This is a genomic window from Kineococcus anabasis, assembly GCF_054590795.1.
Map to the genome: position 1 here is coordinate 74405 of NZ_BAAIHU010000002.1, position 14469 is coordinate 88873.

At 75.0% G+C, this 14469-nt stretch carries 10 protein-coding genes; 6 read left to right on the forward strand and 4 right to left on the reverse strand.

Translation table 11 applies throughout. The annotated features are described in order from the left end of the window. Positions 1–9 precede the first annotated feature (9 nt). From ACYQBY_RS03890 to larE, 3 genes are all read right to left on the reverse strand, one after another. Positions 10–957: a DUF3027 domain-containing protein gene (locus tag ACYQBY_RS03890; RefSeq protein ID WP_459642517.1), complete on the reverse strand. Its 948-nt coding sequence runs from the start codon at positions 955–957 to the stop codon at positions 10–12. After that, positions 957–1340, reverse strand: coding sequence for a cold-shock protein (locus ACYQBY_RS03895; RefSeq protein ID WP_459642518.1), 384 nt, complete (start codon positions 1338–1340; stop codon positions 957–959). Before ACYQBY_RS03895 ends, ACYQBY_RS03890 begins: the two co-directional genes overlap by 1 nt. Before the next feature lie 167 nt (positions 1341–1507). Beyond that, complete coding sequence (gene larE / locus ACYQBY_RS03900; protein ID WP_459642519.1) at positions 1508–3085, reverse strand: ATP-dependent sacrificial sulfur transferase LarE; 1578 nt, start codon at positions 3083–3085, stop codon at positions 1508–1510. Between the two features lie 206 nt (positions 3086–3291). Here larE and ACYQBY_RS03905 point away from each other — a divergent pair, with 206 nt between their 5' ends. The 6 genes from ACYQBY_RS03905 to ACYQBY_RS03930 all read left to right on the forward strand — a co-directional run bounded on the left by ACYQBY_RS03905 (position 3292) and on the right by ACYQBY_RS03930 (position 12979). Beyond that, on the forward strand, positions 3292–3918 hold the full coding sequence (locus ACYQBY_RS03905) for a superoxide dismutase (protein WP_459642520.1): 627 nt from the start codon (positions 3292–3294) through the stop codon (positions 3916–3918). Between the two features lie 734 nt (positions 3919–4652). Then, entirely contained in the window at positions 4653–7574 is a 2922-nt protein-coding gene (locus ACYQBY_RS03910; protein WP_459642521.1) for a ribonucleoside-diphosphate reductase subunit alpha, read from the forward strand. Positions 7575–7669: 95 nt separating this feature from the next. After that, the gene (locus ACYQBY_RS03915) at positions 7670–8746 is read left to right on the forward strand and encodes a ribonucleotide-diphosphate reductase subunit beta (protein WP_459643105.1); all 1077 of its coding nucleotides are present in this window, start codon (positions 7670–7672) and stop codon (positions 8744–8746) included. Between the two features lie 218 nt (positions 8747–8964). Next, positions 8965–12006, forward strand: coding sequence for a S8 family peptidase (locus ACYQBY_RS03920; RefSeq protein ID WP_459642522.1), 3042 nt, complete (start codon positions 8965–8967; stop codon positions 12004–12006). A 111-nt stretch (positions 12007–12117) separates the two neighbouring features. Next, positions 12118–12441 (forward strand): hypothetical protein, encoded by a 324-nt coding sequence (locus ACYQBY_RS03925; RefSeq protein ID WP_459642523.1) that lies wholly within the window; start codon positions 12118–12120, stop codon positions 12439–12441. A gap of 1 nt (position 12442) precedes the next feature. Next, positions 12443–12979 (forward strand): 2'-5' RNA ligase family protein, encoded by a 537-nt coding sequence (locus tag ACYQBY_RS03930; RefSeq protein WP_459642524.1) that lies wholly within the window; start codon positions 12443–12445, stop codon positions 12977–12979. A gap of 75 nt (positions 12980–13054) precedes the next feature. Here ACYQBY_RS03930 and ACYQBY_RS03935 read toward each other — a convergent pair whose 3' ends face one another. Further along, positions 13055–14467 carry a diguanylate cyclase domain-containing protein gene (locus ACYQBY_RS03935; protein ID WP_459642525.1) on the reverse strand — a complete coding sequence of 471 codons (1413 nt, stop codon included), beginning with the start codon at positions 14465–14467 and terminating at the stop codon, positions 13055–13057. Between the last annotated feature and the right edge of the window lie 2 nt (positions 14468–14469).

The following is a 14469-nucleotide window of genomic DNA, read 5'->3' on the forward strand; positions in this document are numbered from 1 at the left end:
CGTGCGCTCTCAGGCGCCCGTCCCGTCCTCTGCGACGGGCTCCTCGGGAGCGTCGGCGGGGGCGTCGGCGGGAGCGGGCTCCTCGGGGGCGTCGGTGGGCGCGGGCTCCCCGGCGGTGACCGGCTCCCCGGGTGCCTCGGCGGCGGCGAGCTCGGCGGTGGGCACGAGCTCCAGCACACCGGGGGAGAGGTCGTCCACGACCAGCGGCACGACCTCCGCGGTGAACTGCTCCACGTCCGTCTCGCTGTGCGCGCCGCAGCCGTGGTCCAGGCTGACCACGCGCCCGTCGTCGGGGGACCACTCGTTGGCGCACACCCCGAACACCTGGCGCATCGACCCGGCCACCAGGAGCAGGTAGCCGCACGTGGAGCACGGGGCGGGTGCGTTCTCCGCGACCTCGCCGCGGGGGCCGCGGTCGCCCTCGTACCAGCGCGCGGCGGCCTCGGCGCGGCCGAGCTGGGACAGCACCCGGCGCCTGCCGAGGCCGAGCTCCCACAGCGCCAGGCGGTCGGTCTCCTCCTCGCCGGTGGCCTCGTACCCCTGGTCCAGCAGCGGGTCGTCCGCCTTGTAGGGCAGCACGTCCTGCGGCCCGACGTCGCCGGGCCGGATGCGCTGGTCCCAGGGCAGCCACTCCGGTGCCCGCAGCGCGCCGTCGCCGGGCAGCAGGCACGCCTCGCTGACCGTGACGTTGCGGGCGCGGGAGGCGCGGGTGACGGTGACGACCCACTGCCAGCCGCGGTAGCCGCGCAGCAGGCAGGCGAAGGAGTGCGCCACGATCCGGTCGCCCTCGACGGCCGCGCCGAGGTGCTCCCCGACGGAGCCCGGCTCCGCGACCTCCTCGGCCGCGGCCCGCGCGAGGTCGACGGCGGCGGCCGCGGCCGTGTCGAGGACGGGCTTGCGCGCCCGGCGTGCCCGGGCGGGGGCGGCGTCGTCCACCGCGGTCCGTGCTGCGGGCATCACGCCTCCAGGTCGTCGGCCACGGCGCGCAGCACGGTCGCGACCTTCTGCGCTGCGCCCTTCTCCGGGTAGCGCCCGCGCCGCAGCGAGCCGGAGACGCCGTCGAGGAGCTTGATGAGGTCCTCCACGATGACGACCATCTCGTCCGCAGGCTTGCGGGTGGCGCGCGCCACGGACGGCAGCGGGTCCAGGACGCGCACGGACAGCGCCTGCGCGCCGCGCTTGCCCTGCACGATGCCGAACTCCACGCGCCCGCCGGGCTTGAGGGCCGCCGTGCCCGCGGGCAGCGCGGAGGCGTGCACGAAGACCTCGCCGCCGTCCTCGTCTGCGAGGAAGCCGAAACCCTTCTCGGCGTCGAACCACTTGACCTTGCCAGTCGGCACGGGAACCTTCTCGGATGTCGGGGGGCCGCCGGGGGCGGCCTGTGTCGCTACGTCTCGTCCTGCTGCGTGCGGTGCTGCTGCGTGCGGTGTTCCTGCGTCCTGTGAGCGCTGCTCGGGTGGCGCTGCCTCCGTCGGGGGCGCCGCCCGGCGCGACTCGTGGGTCAAGGTTAGTCCCGTGGGGCGCTGCCCACGTGCCCAGCCGTGCCGCCGGGGGTGCGCGCGGGCGCTCCCGCGCCGGGCCGGGGCGCGGGGGCGGGCAGGGCGACGGGTGCGGGCGGGCCGGCGGACGCGGGGGCCGGGGCCTCGTTCATCGAGCCGGAGCGGAAGCCGCGCGGGTCGACGGCGACCTCGCCGAACCCGGCCGCCCGCACGGCCTGCGCGGCGGCGGGCAGCGACGCCACCCGCGCCACCGCGCCGGCGTCCACCTCCACGCGGGCGCGGCCGGCGCCCAGGTCGCGCACCCGCAGGTCCCGCACCGCCACCCCGGCCCCGGCCAGCGCCGCCCGCAGGGCCGTCTCGGCGGCCTCGACACGGGCGAGCGCGGCGGCGGTGACGGGCGTGCCGTAGGCGATGCGGCTGGCCAGGCAGGCCGCGGCGGGCTTGTCGGCGGTGGGCAGGCCGAGGCGGGCGGAGGCGGCGCGCACCTGGTCCTTGGTGAGGCCGGCGTCGAGCAGGGGGGTCACGGCACCGCGCTCGGCCGCCGCGCGGATGCCGGGGCGGAACCCGGCGACGGCGTCGTCGGCGTTGGTGCCGGTCGCCACGTGCGCCAGGCCCAGCTCCGCGGCCAGCGGCAGCAGCGTCTCCGTCAGCTCCGCCTTGCAGTGGTAGCAGCGGTCGGTGCCGTTGGCGGTGTACCCGGCGCGCGCCAGCTCGGCGGTGCGGGGCGTCAGGAGGCGCACCCCGAGGCGGCCGGCCAGCGCGCGGGCACCGTCCAGCTCCACCGCGGGCAGGGAGGCGGAGACGGCGGTGGCGGCGGCCACCCGCTCCGGCCCGAGGGTGCGCACGGCCTCGGCGAGCAGCAGCGCGGAGTCCGCCCCGCCGGAGAGGGCCACGAGCACGGAGCCCAGTTCGGCGAGGCGGTGCCGCAGGGCGGCGGTGCGCAGGTCCAGGACGTGCCCGGCCAGCCAGCCCGGCAGCTCCCGCAGGCCGGGCAGGACGACGTCGGCACCGGCGGCGCGCAGGGCGCCCGCGTCGTGCGCGCCCGTCGTGACGGCCACGGACACCGCCCCGGCGCGGCGGGCGGCGGCGACGTCCCCGGGGTGGTCGCCGACGTAGGCGGTCGCGCCGGCCGCGGCGAGGAAGGGGCCCTTGGCGTCGCCGAACAGCCCCCCGGCGACGTCCCGCGGGTCCAGGGCCGCGGCCAGCGACGTCGCGGCGAGGACGCGGTGGACGCTCGGGGTGTGCTTGGCGCTGACGACGACGCTGCGCCCGCCGTGCGCGGCCGGCGCCGCCAGGGCCTGCGCGGCACCGGGCAGCGGCACGACCGAGGCGACGCCGAGGTCGGGGTAGAGGGCGCGGTAGCGCTCGGCGACGGCCGGCACCCGCTCCGGCGGCAGGTCCGGGGCCAGGCCCGCCACGATCGTCTCCAGGGGCAGGCCCGCGAACGGCCAGGTGTCGGCCTCCGCGACGTGCACCCCGGCCTCGGCGAGCGCCGCGCGCAGGGTGGCCGCGATGCCGTCCCGGGAGTCCACGAGGGTCATGTCGAGGTCGAATCCGACGACGGGCGCGGTCGGGGGGGTCGGCACGCGGCCAGCGTAGGCGGGGGCGCCGACGGGTGCCCGCGGCGCGAGGGCGATCATGTGCGCACCGCACTCTTGCGGCGGGCCGTGGCCTGCGCGAGGGTCGCGGTGCACCCGGCGACGCGCCGACGCGACGCGCCACCGGCAGGAGGGGGTGGGTCGTCCCGCGACGGGCCGCCCCGACGGGCACGAACGATCTGACGAGGAGAGCCGTGGCGAACTACACGCTGCCGGACCTGCCCTACGACTACTCGGCGCTGGCGCCCCACATCTCGGGCGCGATCATGGAGCTGCACCACAGCAAGCACCACCAGGCCTACGTCACCGGCGCCAACACGGCGCTGGAGAAGCTGGCCGCGGCCCGCGACGCCGACGACCTGGCGGCGGTGAACCTGCACGAGAAGAACCTGGCGTTCAACCTCGGCGGGCACGTCAACCACTCGGCGTTCTGGACGAACCTGTCCCCGGACGGCGGGGACGCCCCGACCGGTGAGCTCGCCGCGGCCATCGACGAGGACTTCGGCTCCTTCGAGAAGTTCCGCGCGCACTTCGCCGCCGTGGCGGCGGGTGTGCAGGGCTCGGGCTGGGCGATCCTGGCCTGGGACTCCGTCGGCCAGCGGCTGATCATCGTCCAGCTGTACGACCAGCAGGGCAACATCGCGCTCGGCCTGGTGCCGATCGTGCTGCTGGACTGCTGGGAGCACGCGTACTACCTGGACTACAAGAACGTGCGCGCCGACTACGTCAAGGCGTGGTGGAACGTCGTGAACTGGGCGGACGCCGCGGAGCGCTTCCAGCGCGCCCGCACGCAGACCGCCGGGCTCATCGTGCCCGCCTGAGCACGTCCGCTCCCGCGAGGGGCGCCCCCGGCCGAGGCCGGGGGCGCCCCTCGTGCGTTGCGCAGGGTGCTCCGGCGGGTGCGTGTCCGAGGCCGGTGCGACCGTGGGGGGAGCGTGCGGGCGGTGGCGGGAGGTGGTCGGGGTGTGCCGGTGGGGGACGGGCGGCTGCCCGGGCGCGGCGCGACACGCCGGGGCGCGCGGCGGTCCGCGGAACTTCTCCCGCCCGTCCTCCACAGGCAGTGGAGGAGCCCGCGCACAGGGGTGCACAGCCCCTGACGTGCGGTTCTCCGCCGTCGTCCACAGATCGGCCGCGGGTGGTCCACACGTCCCGGGTGCAGCGGCGGCGGCGACACGGAAAACACAACATGTCGGAGCGCGCGACGTGCCGGTCCCTAGATGTAGTGTCGGGCCACTGGTTGACCACCGGGACGGACGGGGCTGGAGAGGCTCCGGCGCACCGGTGGGGACGGTTCCCGAGGACCGGGGGGAACCACTTCGGCAGAGGGTTGCGGCAACGACCGGCGTCCCGTGGGGAAGCGGGGAAGACGGCGGCCGCCGACGGGGAGCACGACGCCCCGGCGTGGCACCGCCATGCCCTCGACGAGCGAGCGCGCAGCTTCGGCGCGCCCGCAGCCGGACGACCTGTCGCCCACCCGCACCCGGTCGACGCAGCACGACGTGGCGAGGAGAGCGCAGTGACAGACCTTTCGACCGAAGCTCCTGACAGGCTGAGCGTGAACGGCGCACCCGGCCAGCGGCGGGCCGGCTCCGGGGGCACCCCCGAGGACCGGGCCCAGCTCGAGCTCACCGTCCTGCGGCGCGACGGGACCCCGGTGCCCTTCGACCAGTCCCGCATCGCGACCGCCCTGCACAAGGCGTTCATCGCAGTGGAGGGCGAGGCCTCCGGTGCCTCCGCCCGCGTCCGCGACCTCGTCTCGACCCTGACCGCCCAGGTCGTCGACGTCATCCGCCGCCGCGCGGTGGCCGACCGCCACATCGACGTCGAGGTCATCCAGGACCAGGTCGAGCTGGCCCTCATGCGCGGCGGGCACCGCGAGATCGCCCGCTCCTACATCCTCTACCGCGAGGAGCACGCCCGGGCCCGCGCCAGCCGCGGCGAGCTGCCCCCGCCGCCGGCGGCCCTGGAGCGCGCCGCCCGCACCACGGTCAAGCTGCCCGACGGCACCCGCCGGCCCCTGGACGTGGCCCGCCTGCAGCGCGTCGTGGTCGACGCCTGCACCGGGCTGGAGGGCGTGGACGCCGACGCGGTGCTCACCGAGACCGCCCGCAGCCTCTACGACGGCATGGGCCTGGACGAGCTGGACTCGGCGCCCGTCATGGCGGCGCGCACGCTCGTGGAGACCGAGCCGAACTACACCTACGTCGCCGCCCGGCTGCTGCTGGACGTCCTGCAGCGCGAGGTGTTCGAGGGCCTGGGCATGTCCGAGGACGGCCTGGACCGCCAGCGGGTCGCCGAGCTGTACCCGGCGTACTTCCGCCGCTACATCGAGCACGGCGTGTCCACCGGCGCCCTGGACCCGCGCCTGGCGGAGTTCGACCTGGAGCGCCTCGGCGCCTCGATCCGCCCCGAGCGGGACCTCGACTTCACCTTCCTGGGCCTGCAGACCCTCTTCGACCGCTACCTCCTGCACACCGACGGGGTGCGCTACGAGCTGCCGCAGGCGTTCTTCCTGCGCGTGGCGATGGGCCTGGCCCTGGCGGAGGAGCACCGCGACGAGCGCGCGCAGCAGTTCTACGACGCCATGTCGTCCTTCGACGTGATGGCCTCCACGCCGACCCTGTTCAACTCCGGCACCACCCGGCCGCAGATGTCGTCGTGCTTCCTGACGACCGTGCCGGACGACCTGGACGGCATCTTCTCCGCGATCCGCGACAACGCGCTCCTGGCGAAGTACTCCGGCGGCCTCGGCAACGACTGGACCCCGGTGCGCGGCCTCGGGGCCCACATCCGCGGCACCAACGGCACCTCCCAGGGCGTCGTGCCCTTCCTGAAGATCGCCAACGACACGGCCGTGGCGGTCAACCAGGGCGGCAAGCGCAAGGGCGCGGTCTGCGCGTACATCGAGACCTGGCACATCGACGTCGAGCAGTTCCTGGACCTGCGCAAGAACACCGGCGACGACCGCCGGCGCACCCACGACATGAACACCGCGAACTGGGTGCCGGACCTCTTCCTCCAGCGGGTGGAGGCCGACGGGCAGTGGACGCTGTTCTCCCCGGACGAGGTCGCCGACCTGCACGACCTCTACGGCACGGCGTTCGCCGAGCGCTACGCCGAGTACGAGGCGGCGGCCGACCGCGGCGAGATCCGCACGTTCCGCCGGGTGCGGGCGCTGGACCTGTGGCGCCGGATGCTCACGGTGCTCTTCGAGACCGGCCACCCGTGGATCACGTTCAAGGACGCGGCCAACGTCCGCTCCCCGCAGCGGCACGTGGGCGTCGTGCACTCCTCCAACCTGTGCACGGAGATCACCCTCAACACCTCCCGGGACGAGGTCGCGGTCTGCAACCTCGCCTCGGTCAACCTGGCCCGGCACGTCGGCCCCGACGGCCTCGACCACGCCAAGCTCGAGCGCACCGTCCGCACCGCGGTCCGGATGCTCGACGACGTGATCGACACGAACCTGTACACCATCCCGCAGGCGGAGCGCTCGAACCTGAAGCACCGCCCCGTGGGCCTGGGCCTCATGGGCTTCTCCGACGCCCTGTTCGCGCAGCGGATCCCGTACAGCAGCGACGCGGCCGTGGAGTTCGCGGACGTGAGCATGGAGGCCATCAGCTACCACGCGATCTCCGCCTCGGTGGACCTCGCGGCCGAGCGCGGCGCCTACGAGTCCTTCCCGGGCTCGCTGTGGAGCCAGGGCATCCTGCCCATCGACTCCGCCGCGCGGCAGTCCGCCGACCGCGGTGTGCAGTTCGACGTGGACCTCACCCAGCGCCTCGACTGGGACGCCCTGCGCGAGCGGGTCGTGGCCACGGGGATGCGCAACTCCAACGTCATGGCGATCGCGCCGACCGCGACGATCTCCAACATCTGCGGCGTGGGCCAGTCCATCGAGCCGCTGTACCGGAACCTGTTCGTCAAGGCGAACATGTCCGGCGACTTCACGGTCGTCAACGCACACCTGGTGCGCGACCTGAAGGCCCGCGGCCTGTGGGACGCGGTCATGGTGGCGGACCTGAAGCACTTCGACGGGGTGCTCGCGCCCATCGACCGCGTGCCCGAGGACCTCAAGGAGCTGTACGCCACCGCCTTCGAGGTGGACCACTCCTGGATCATCGCCGCGGCCGCGCGCCGGCAGAAGTGGATCGACCAGGCGCAGTCGCTCAACCTGTACGTCAACAAGCCCAGCGGCCGGGTCCTGGACCAGATGTACCGCAACGCGTGGCACTCGGGCCTGAAGACCACGTACTACCTGCGCTCGCAGAGCGCGACGCACGTGGAGAAGAGCACCCTGCGCGGCACGGACGGGCAGCTCAACGCCGTCTCGCCCGTGACCCTCCCGGCCGGCGCCCAGGCCCCGGCTCCCCAGGCCCCGGCGACCCCGGCCCCGCGCCAGGCCCCCGCCCCGGCCGCCCCCCAGGACGCCGCCGCCTGCTCCATCACCGACCCCGACTGCGAGGCCTGCCAGTGACCACGTTCGACGACACCCCCCTCACGAGCACCGCGGGCGAGGCCTCCACGGCGGTCCCGACGCAGCTCACCCCCGAGACGGTGGCCGCCGCCGCGGTGGACCACGCCGAGCCCGGTGCCGTCGCCACGGGCCTGGGTGACATCGACACCACCGGCAACCGCGTGCGCGTCGACCAGAAGGCGATGATCAACGCCCGCGCCGACGTCAACCAGCTCCTGCCGCTGAAGTACGAGTGGGCGTGGCAGAAGTACCTCTCCGCCTGCAACAACCACTGGATGCCCACCGAGGTGTCCATGCAGGCCGACATCGCCCTGTGGCAGTCCAAGGACGGCCTCACCGAGGACGAGCGCCTGATGCTCAAGCGCAACCTGGGTTTCTTCGCCACGGCGGAGTCCCTGGTCGCGAACAACATCGTCCTGGCGGTCTACCGGCAGCTGTCCAACCCGGAGTGCCGGCAGTACCTGCTGCGGCAGGCCTTCGAGGAGGCCGTGCACACGCACACCTTCCAGTACATCTGCACCAGCCTCGGCCTGGACGAGGGCGAGCTGTTCAACATGTACCGGGAGATCCCCTCCATCACGGCCAAGGACTCCTGGGCGCTGAGGTACACCAAGCACCTGGAGGACCCCGGCTTCCGCACCGGCACCCCGGAGGCGGACCAGGACTTCCTGCGCGACCTCGTGGCCTTCTACGTGATCTTCGAGGGCATGTGGTTCTACACGGGCTTCGCGCAGATCCTGTCGCTGGGCCGGCGCAACAAGATGGTCGGCATCGCGGAGCAGTACCAGTACATCCTCCGCGACGAGTCCATCCACCTGAACTTCGGCATCGACGCGATCAACCAGATCAAGATCGAGAACCCGCACCTGTGGACGCCGGAGTTCCAGGAGGAGGTCCGCGGCATGCTCCGCGAGGCCTGCGAGCTGGAGGTGGCCTACGGCCGGGAGACGATGCCGCGCGGCATCCTCGGCCTCAACGCCGACCTGTGCGAGCAGTACATGCACTTCATCACCAACCGCCGCTGCGCCCAGCTGGGCCTGGCGCCGGTCGTGGCGGAGGCGGAGAACCCGTTCCCGTGGATGAGCGAGGTCATGGACCTGGGCAAGGAGAAGAACTTCTTCGAGACCCGCGTGATCGAGTACCAGACCGGCAGCGGTCTCAGCTGGGACTGACCGCCGCACACCGGGCCCACGCCCGGACCGGGGCCCCGCTCCTCCCGTCGGGGAGGGGCGGGGCCCCGGTGCGTGCCCTGCTCCCGACGCGCTGGGGCCACGGCACGCGGTCGATGCTTGACGCAACGGTCGGTAGCAGGTTGGCTGCGCAGGGCCACCTGCGCCCGCACGCCGGAGGCAGCACCATCCGCCCCGTCGTCCGCTGAGGAGGCACGACGTTGGTCACCGACCACACCCCACCCGCTGCCGGGGGCAACCCCGGCGAACCGCGCCCCCGGCGCCCCCGGGGGGTGGTCGCCCTCGCCTGGGGGACCGGCGCCCTCCTGGCCCTCGTCCCCCTCACCGGTGCCTCCGCGGCACCGCGCGCCCAGGACCTGCCGCCGCTGTCGGACTTCGAGGCCGGTCGCTACGTCGTGACCCTCGCCCAGAAGCCCCTCGCGGACTACGACGGCACCGTCCCCGGCATCCCGAGGTTCAAGGCGCAGGCCGACGGCCGGCCCGACCTCGCCGGCGCCCCCGCCCAGCGCTACCGCCGCCACCTGGAGCAGCAGCAGTCCGACGTGGCGGCCGCGGTCGGCGCCCGCCCGGCGCAGCGCTACACCGTCGCCCTCAACGGCTTCGCCGCCGAGCTGAGCGCCGCGCAGGCGCAGAAGCTGGCCGGCACCCCCGGCGTCCTGTCCGTCGTGGAGGACGAGCTGCGCCAGCCGCAGACCACCGACACCCCCGCCTACCTCGGCCTCAGCGGGCCGGACGGCGTGTGGGCGGGTCTCGGCGGGGTCGAGAAGGCCGGTGCGGGCGTCGTCGTCGGCGTCCTCGACACCGGCGTGTGGCCGGAGAGCCCGTCCTTCCAGGGCGAGAAGCTCGGCACGAAGCCCGTCGCCGGCAAGCCCTACCTGGCGTACCGGCGCTCCGACGGGCGCATCGTGCAGACCAGGAACGACGGCGGCACGTTCACCGGCGTCTGCCAGACCGGGGAGCGCTGGACCGCCGCGCAGTGCAACACGAAGATCATCGGCGCCCGCTGGTTCGCCGAGGGCTTCTTCGCCGACGGCGACGAGGAGGACGCCGGGGAGCACGAGTTCCTCTCCCCGCGCGACGGCGACGGCCACGGCTCGCACACCGCCGGCACCGCCGTCGGGCGCACCGGCGTGGAGGCCGTCATCGACGGCGCCTCCTACGGCACCACCTCCGGCATGGCCCCGGCCGCGTCGCTGGCGGTCTACAAGGTCTGCTGGAGCTCCACCACCGACGCCGGCTGCGCCACCTCCGACCTCGTCGCCGCGATCGACGCGGCCGTCGAGGACGGCGTGGACGTCATCAACTACTCCATCGGCGGCGGCGCGGCCACCACCGTGGCCGACCCCGTCGAGCTCGCGTTCCTGTCCGCGGCCTCCGCGGGCATCTTCGTGGCCGCCTCCGCCGGCAACGACGGACCCGGTGAGTCCACCCTCGACCACGCCAGCCCGTGGGTCACCACGGTCGCCGCGTCGACGGCCGTGCCCCGCGAGGGCACCGTCGTCCTGGGCGACGGCCGGAAGTTCGTCGGCGCGCGGCTGACCCGCGAGCCCCTGCCCCGCACCCCGCTCGTGCTGTCCACCGCCGTGAGCTCGGGCGACGCCGAGAAGGCCAGGCTGTGCCTGGCCGGCTCGCTGGACCCCGCGAAGGCGAAGGGCAAGGTCGTCCTCTGCTACCGCGGGGAGAACCCGCGCGTGGAGAAGTCCGCCGAGGTGGAGCGCGCCGGCGGCGTCGGGATGGTCCTCGTGAACCCCACACCGAGCAGCGTCGACCCCGACCTGCACGCCGTCCCGACGGTCCACCTCGACACCACCGCCGGGCAGAAGGTCGCGGACTACGCCGGGCGCGCCGGTGCCACCGTCGCCTTCGAGGTGGGCAACACCACCGGCCGGCGCACGCCCACCCCGCAGGTCGCCGGGTTCTCCTCCCGCGGCCCCACCCTCGCCAGCGACGCCGACGTCCTCAAGCCGGACATCTCCGCCCCCGGCGTCGGCATCATCGCCGCCGTCGCCCCCGGCCCGAACGGCGGCAACGGCTTCTCCACCCTCTCGGGCACCTCGATGTCCGCCCCGCACATCGCCGGGCTCGCGGCCCTGTACCTCGGGGTGCACCCGAGGTGGTCCCCGATGGCCGTGAAGTCGGCGATGATGACGACCGCCCGCGACCACGTCGGCGGCAACGGCAGGCCCGCCCGCGACCCGTTCGCCGCCGGCGCCGGGTTCGTGGACCCGAGGCGGTTCTTCGACCCCGGCCTGGTCTACGACTCCGGGCCGCGGGACTGGCTGGCCTTCATCGAGGGTTCCGGCATCGACACCGGCACCGACGTGGCCGCCGTCGACCCCAGCGACCTGAACCAGCCGTCGATCGCCATCGGCTCGCTGGTCGGGACCCAGACGGTGCGGCGCTCGGTGACCGCCGTGAAGCCCGGCCTGTACCGGGCCGAGGTCTCCGTGCCCGGTGTGGACGTGCGCGTCACCCCCAGCGTGCTGAACTTCAACGCCGCCGGGGAGACGAAGTCGTTCACGGTCACCTTCACCGTCGGTGCCGCCGAGCTCGACAGCTACACCAGCGGTTTCCTCACCTGGAGGGGCGCGGACACGTCCGTGCGCAGCCCCCTCGCGGTGCGGCCCGTCGCCCTCGACGCGCCCGAGGAGGTCGCCGGCCGCCGCACCACCGGCTCCGTGACCGTCCCCGTGCGCGGGGGCACCGACGGCGTGGTCGACCTCGTCCCCGCCGGCCTGGCGCCCGGGAAGGCCACCACGGCCACCCTGGAGGAGGGCGACCTCGACGAGTACGTCGTCGAGGTCCCCGAGGACACCGCGTTCGCGCGCTTCGAGGTGATCGGGGCGGACGAGCGCGCCGACCTCGACCTCGGGGTGTTCCGCGTGGAGGAGGACGGGGAGATCGTCGACATCGGCCTGTCCGCGACGCTCGCCGCGGACGAGCGCGTGGACGTGCTGGCCCCGGAGCCGGGCACGTACGTGGCGGTCGTGCTCAACTTCGCCAACGCGCCGGGCACGTCCAGCACCGGCTACACGCACACCTCCTTCGTGGTGGAGCCGAAGACGTCGGTGGGCCGGTTCACGGTCACGCCGGACCCGCTGCCCCTGACCCTGGGGGAGACGTCCACGTACACCGCGTCCTGGAAGGGCCTGGAGCCCCGCAGGCGCTACCTGGGCGTGGTCGGCTACGGCTCGCTCGACGAGGAGGCCCTGGCCCCGCCCACCGTCGTGACGGTCGGCTGACCACCTCCACCGCGGCACCGCACCGCCCCGTCCCCGCACCGCGGGGGCGGGGCGGTGCGCGTGCGGGAGGGCCGTGCGGGTGGGAGGGGCGCGCGGTGGGAGGCTGGGCCCATGGCCCGCCGTCCCGCCCGCAACCCCGGCAAGCGCCCGGCCCGCCCCGCGCCCCGGCCGGTCCCCGCCCCGCAGGCCCCCCCGGAGGCGCCCCGCGCCTCCTCCGTCTCCGTCGCGGTGTTCCTCTCCGTGGTGGGGCTGCTGGCCTCGCTGGTCCTCTGGCCGCTGGGCCTCGTGCTCGGTGTGGCCGGGGTGGTCGTCGCGGGGCTGGCGCTGCGACGCGGCGAGGCTTCACGTGCCGGGCTGCTCGCCGCGCTGGTGGTCGGTGCGGTGGCGGTGCTGAGCTGCGCGCTCGGCATGTACCTCTACTTCTCCGGGTCCTGAGGTGCAGCGAGGAACCGCGGGTGGACCCGCCCCGCTGGTCGTCACGCTGCTGCTGGACCCGGCGAGCCAGGAGCACCTCGACGGGCTGCGGCGGCGGCACTTCCCGCCCGAGCGCAACCACCTCGCCGCGCACGTCACCCTCTTCCACGCCCTGCCCGGGGAGGAGCTGCCCACCGTGCTGGCCGACGTGCGGCGGGCTGCGGCCCGGCCCGCGTTCGCGGTGGAGGTGACCCGGGTCCGCTTCCTCGGCCGCGGCGTGGCCTACGACCTCGCCGCGCCCGAGCTGGACCGCCTCCACGCGGAGCTGGCCGGCGCGTGGCGGGCGTGGCTGACGCCGCAGGACTCCCAGCGCCTCACCCCGCACGTCACGGTGCAGAACAAGGTGGCCCCCGAGCGGGCGCGGGCGCTGCACGCGGACCTCGCGGCGCAGCCCCTGCCCACCGGCGTCACGGGCACCGGGGTGGGGGTGTGGCGCTACCTCGGCGGCCCGTGGGAGCAGGTCGAGGCGGTGCCGTTCACACCCGGCCGACCGGCCTGACCCGACCGGCCCGACCGATCCGACCCGACCGACCCGAGCGGCCTGACCCGACCGACCCGGGCGGCCGGCCCGCCGTCAGCGCGCCCGGCTGCGCAGGCGCGCGTCGGGCGGCGTGACGGGGGAGGGGATGCCGGTGAACCCGCCGGCGCGCTCGGGGTCGGTGTCCAGGACGCAGCGGCCGCGCCCGGCGCGCTTGGCGCGGTACATCGCCGCGTCGGCCCGCCGCAGCAGGTCCTGGGCGTCGTGCTCCTCCGGCGCGCCCAGCGCGACCCCGATGCTGGCGCCGACGTGGGCCGTCCCCCCGCCCAGGGGCACCGGCCGCGACAGCAGCTCCACGAGGCGCCGGCCGAGGGCGCGGATCTCCTCCTCCCCGGGCGCGTCGACGAGCAGGACCGCGAACTCGTCGCCCCCCAGCCGGGCGGGGACGTCCCCCGGCCGCAGCGCCGAGCGGATCCGGGCGGCGACGGCCAGCAGGAGCTGGTCCCCGGCGGCGTGCCCCAGGGAGTCGTTGACCTGCTTGAAGCGGTCGAGGTCGATGAACATCAGGGCGGTGCGCCCGCCCCGCTGCCCCGCGACGAGCAGCTCGTTGGCGAGCAGGCTGAGGAACAGCGCCCGGCTCGCCAGGCCGGTGAGGGAGTCGTGCATCGCGTCGCGCACGGCGCGCAGGGTCCTGGCGTCGGTGACGGCGAGGCTGACGTGCTCGGCGAAGGCGAGGAGGTCCTCCTCGTCCGTCGCGCTGAAGGGCCGCCCGGGCCGGACCACCTCCAGGGTCCCGACGGCGCTGCCGTCCTCGTGCACGGGCGCCCGGAGCCGGTGCTCCCCGGGGACGGGCTGCTGCGCGCCGGCCGGGGCACAGGCCGCCAGCCGCACCCCGTCCACCGCGTCGCCGTCGCGGAACCACAACCGCACCGCGGTGCCGCGGGGGCCGTCGGCGTCCTCGGGGTCCCCGGGGTCCAGGTGCTCCAGCACCCTCCCGACGATCATGTCGAGGACCTGGGCGTGCGGAACGCGGCGGGAGATGGCGCGCTGCACGGCGTACAGGTGCTGCACGAGGCGCTGCCGGGACCGCTCGGCCTCCAGGGTCCGCAGCATCCGCAGCGTCAGGCCCACCACGCGGGCCATGCCGCGGATGAGGTTGAACTCCTCCACGCTGAAGGGCTCCCCGCCGCAGCGCGCCACGACGAGGCGCCCGTCGGTGCCCTCGCCGAGCCGGGCCCCGCCGACGGCGCAGAGGCCGATCCCGGGGATCTCCGCGTGCCGGCGCCCGACACCGCCGGCGGCCAGCGCGTCGTGGTCGCGGGAGCCGGCGGGGAAACCCACGGAGGTGACGACGTCACCGCCGAGCACGAGGCAGGCCGCCTCGGCCTCCAGCGCCTGCGCGGCGCACTCGACCGCCGCCTGCACCGCCGTGGCCTCGTCCCGGCACGAGGAGACGACCGCCAGCAGCTCCACCAGCTGCTGGGCCTCGAAGCCCCTGCGGAAGCTCACCG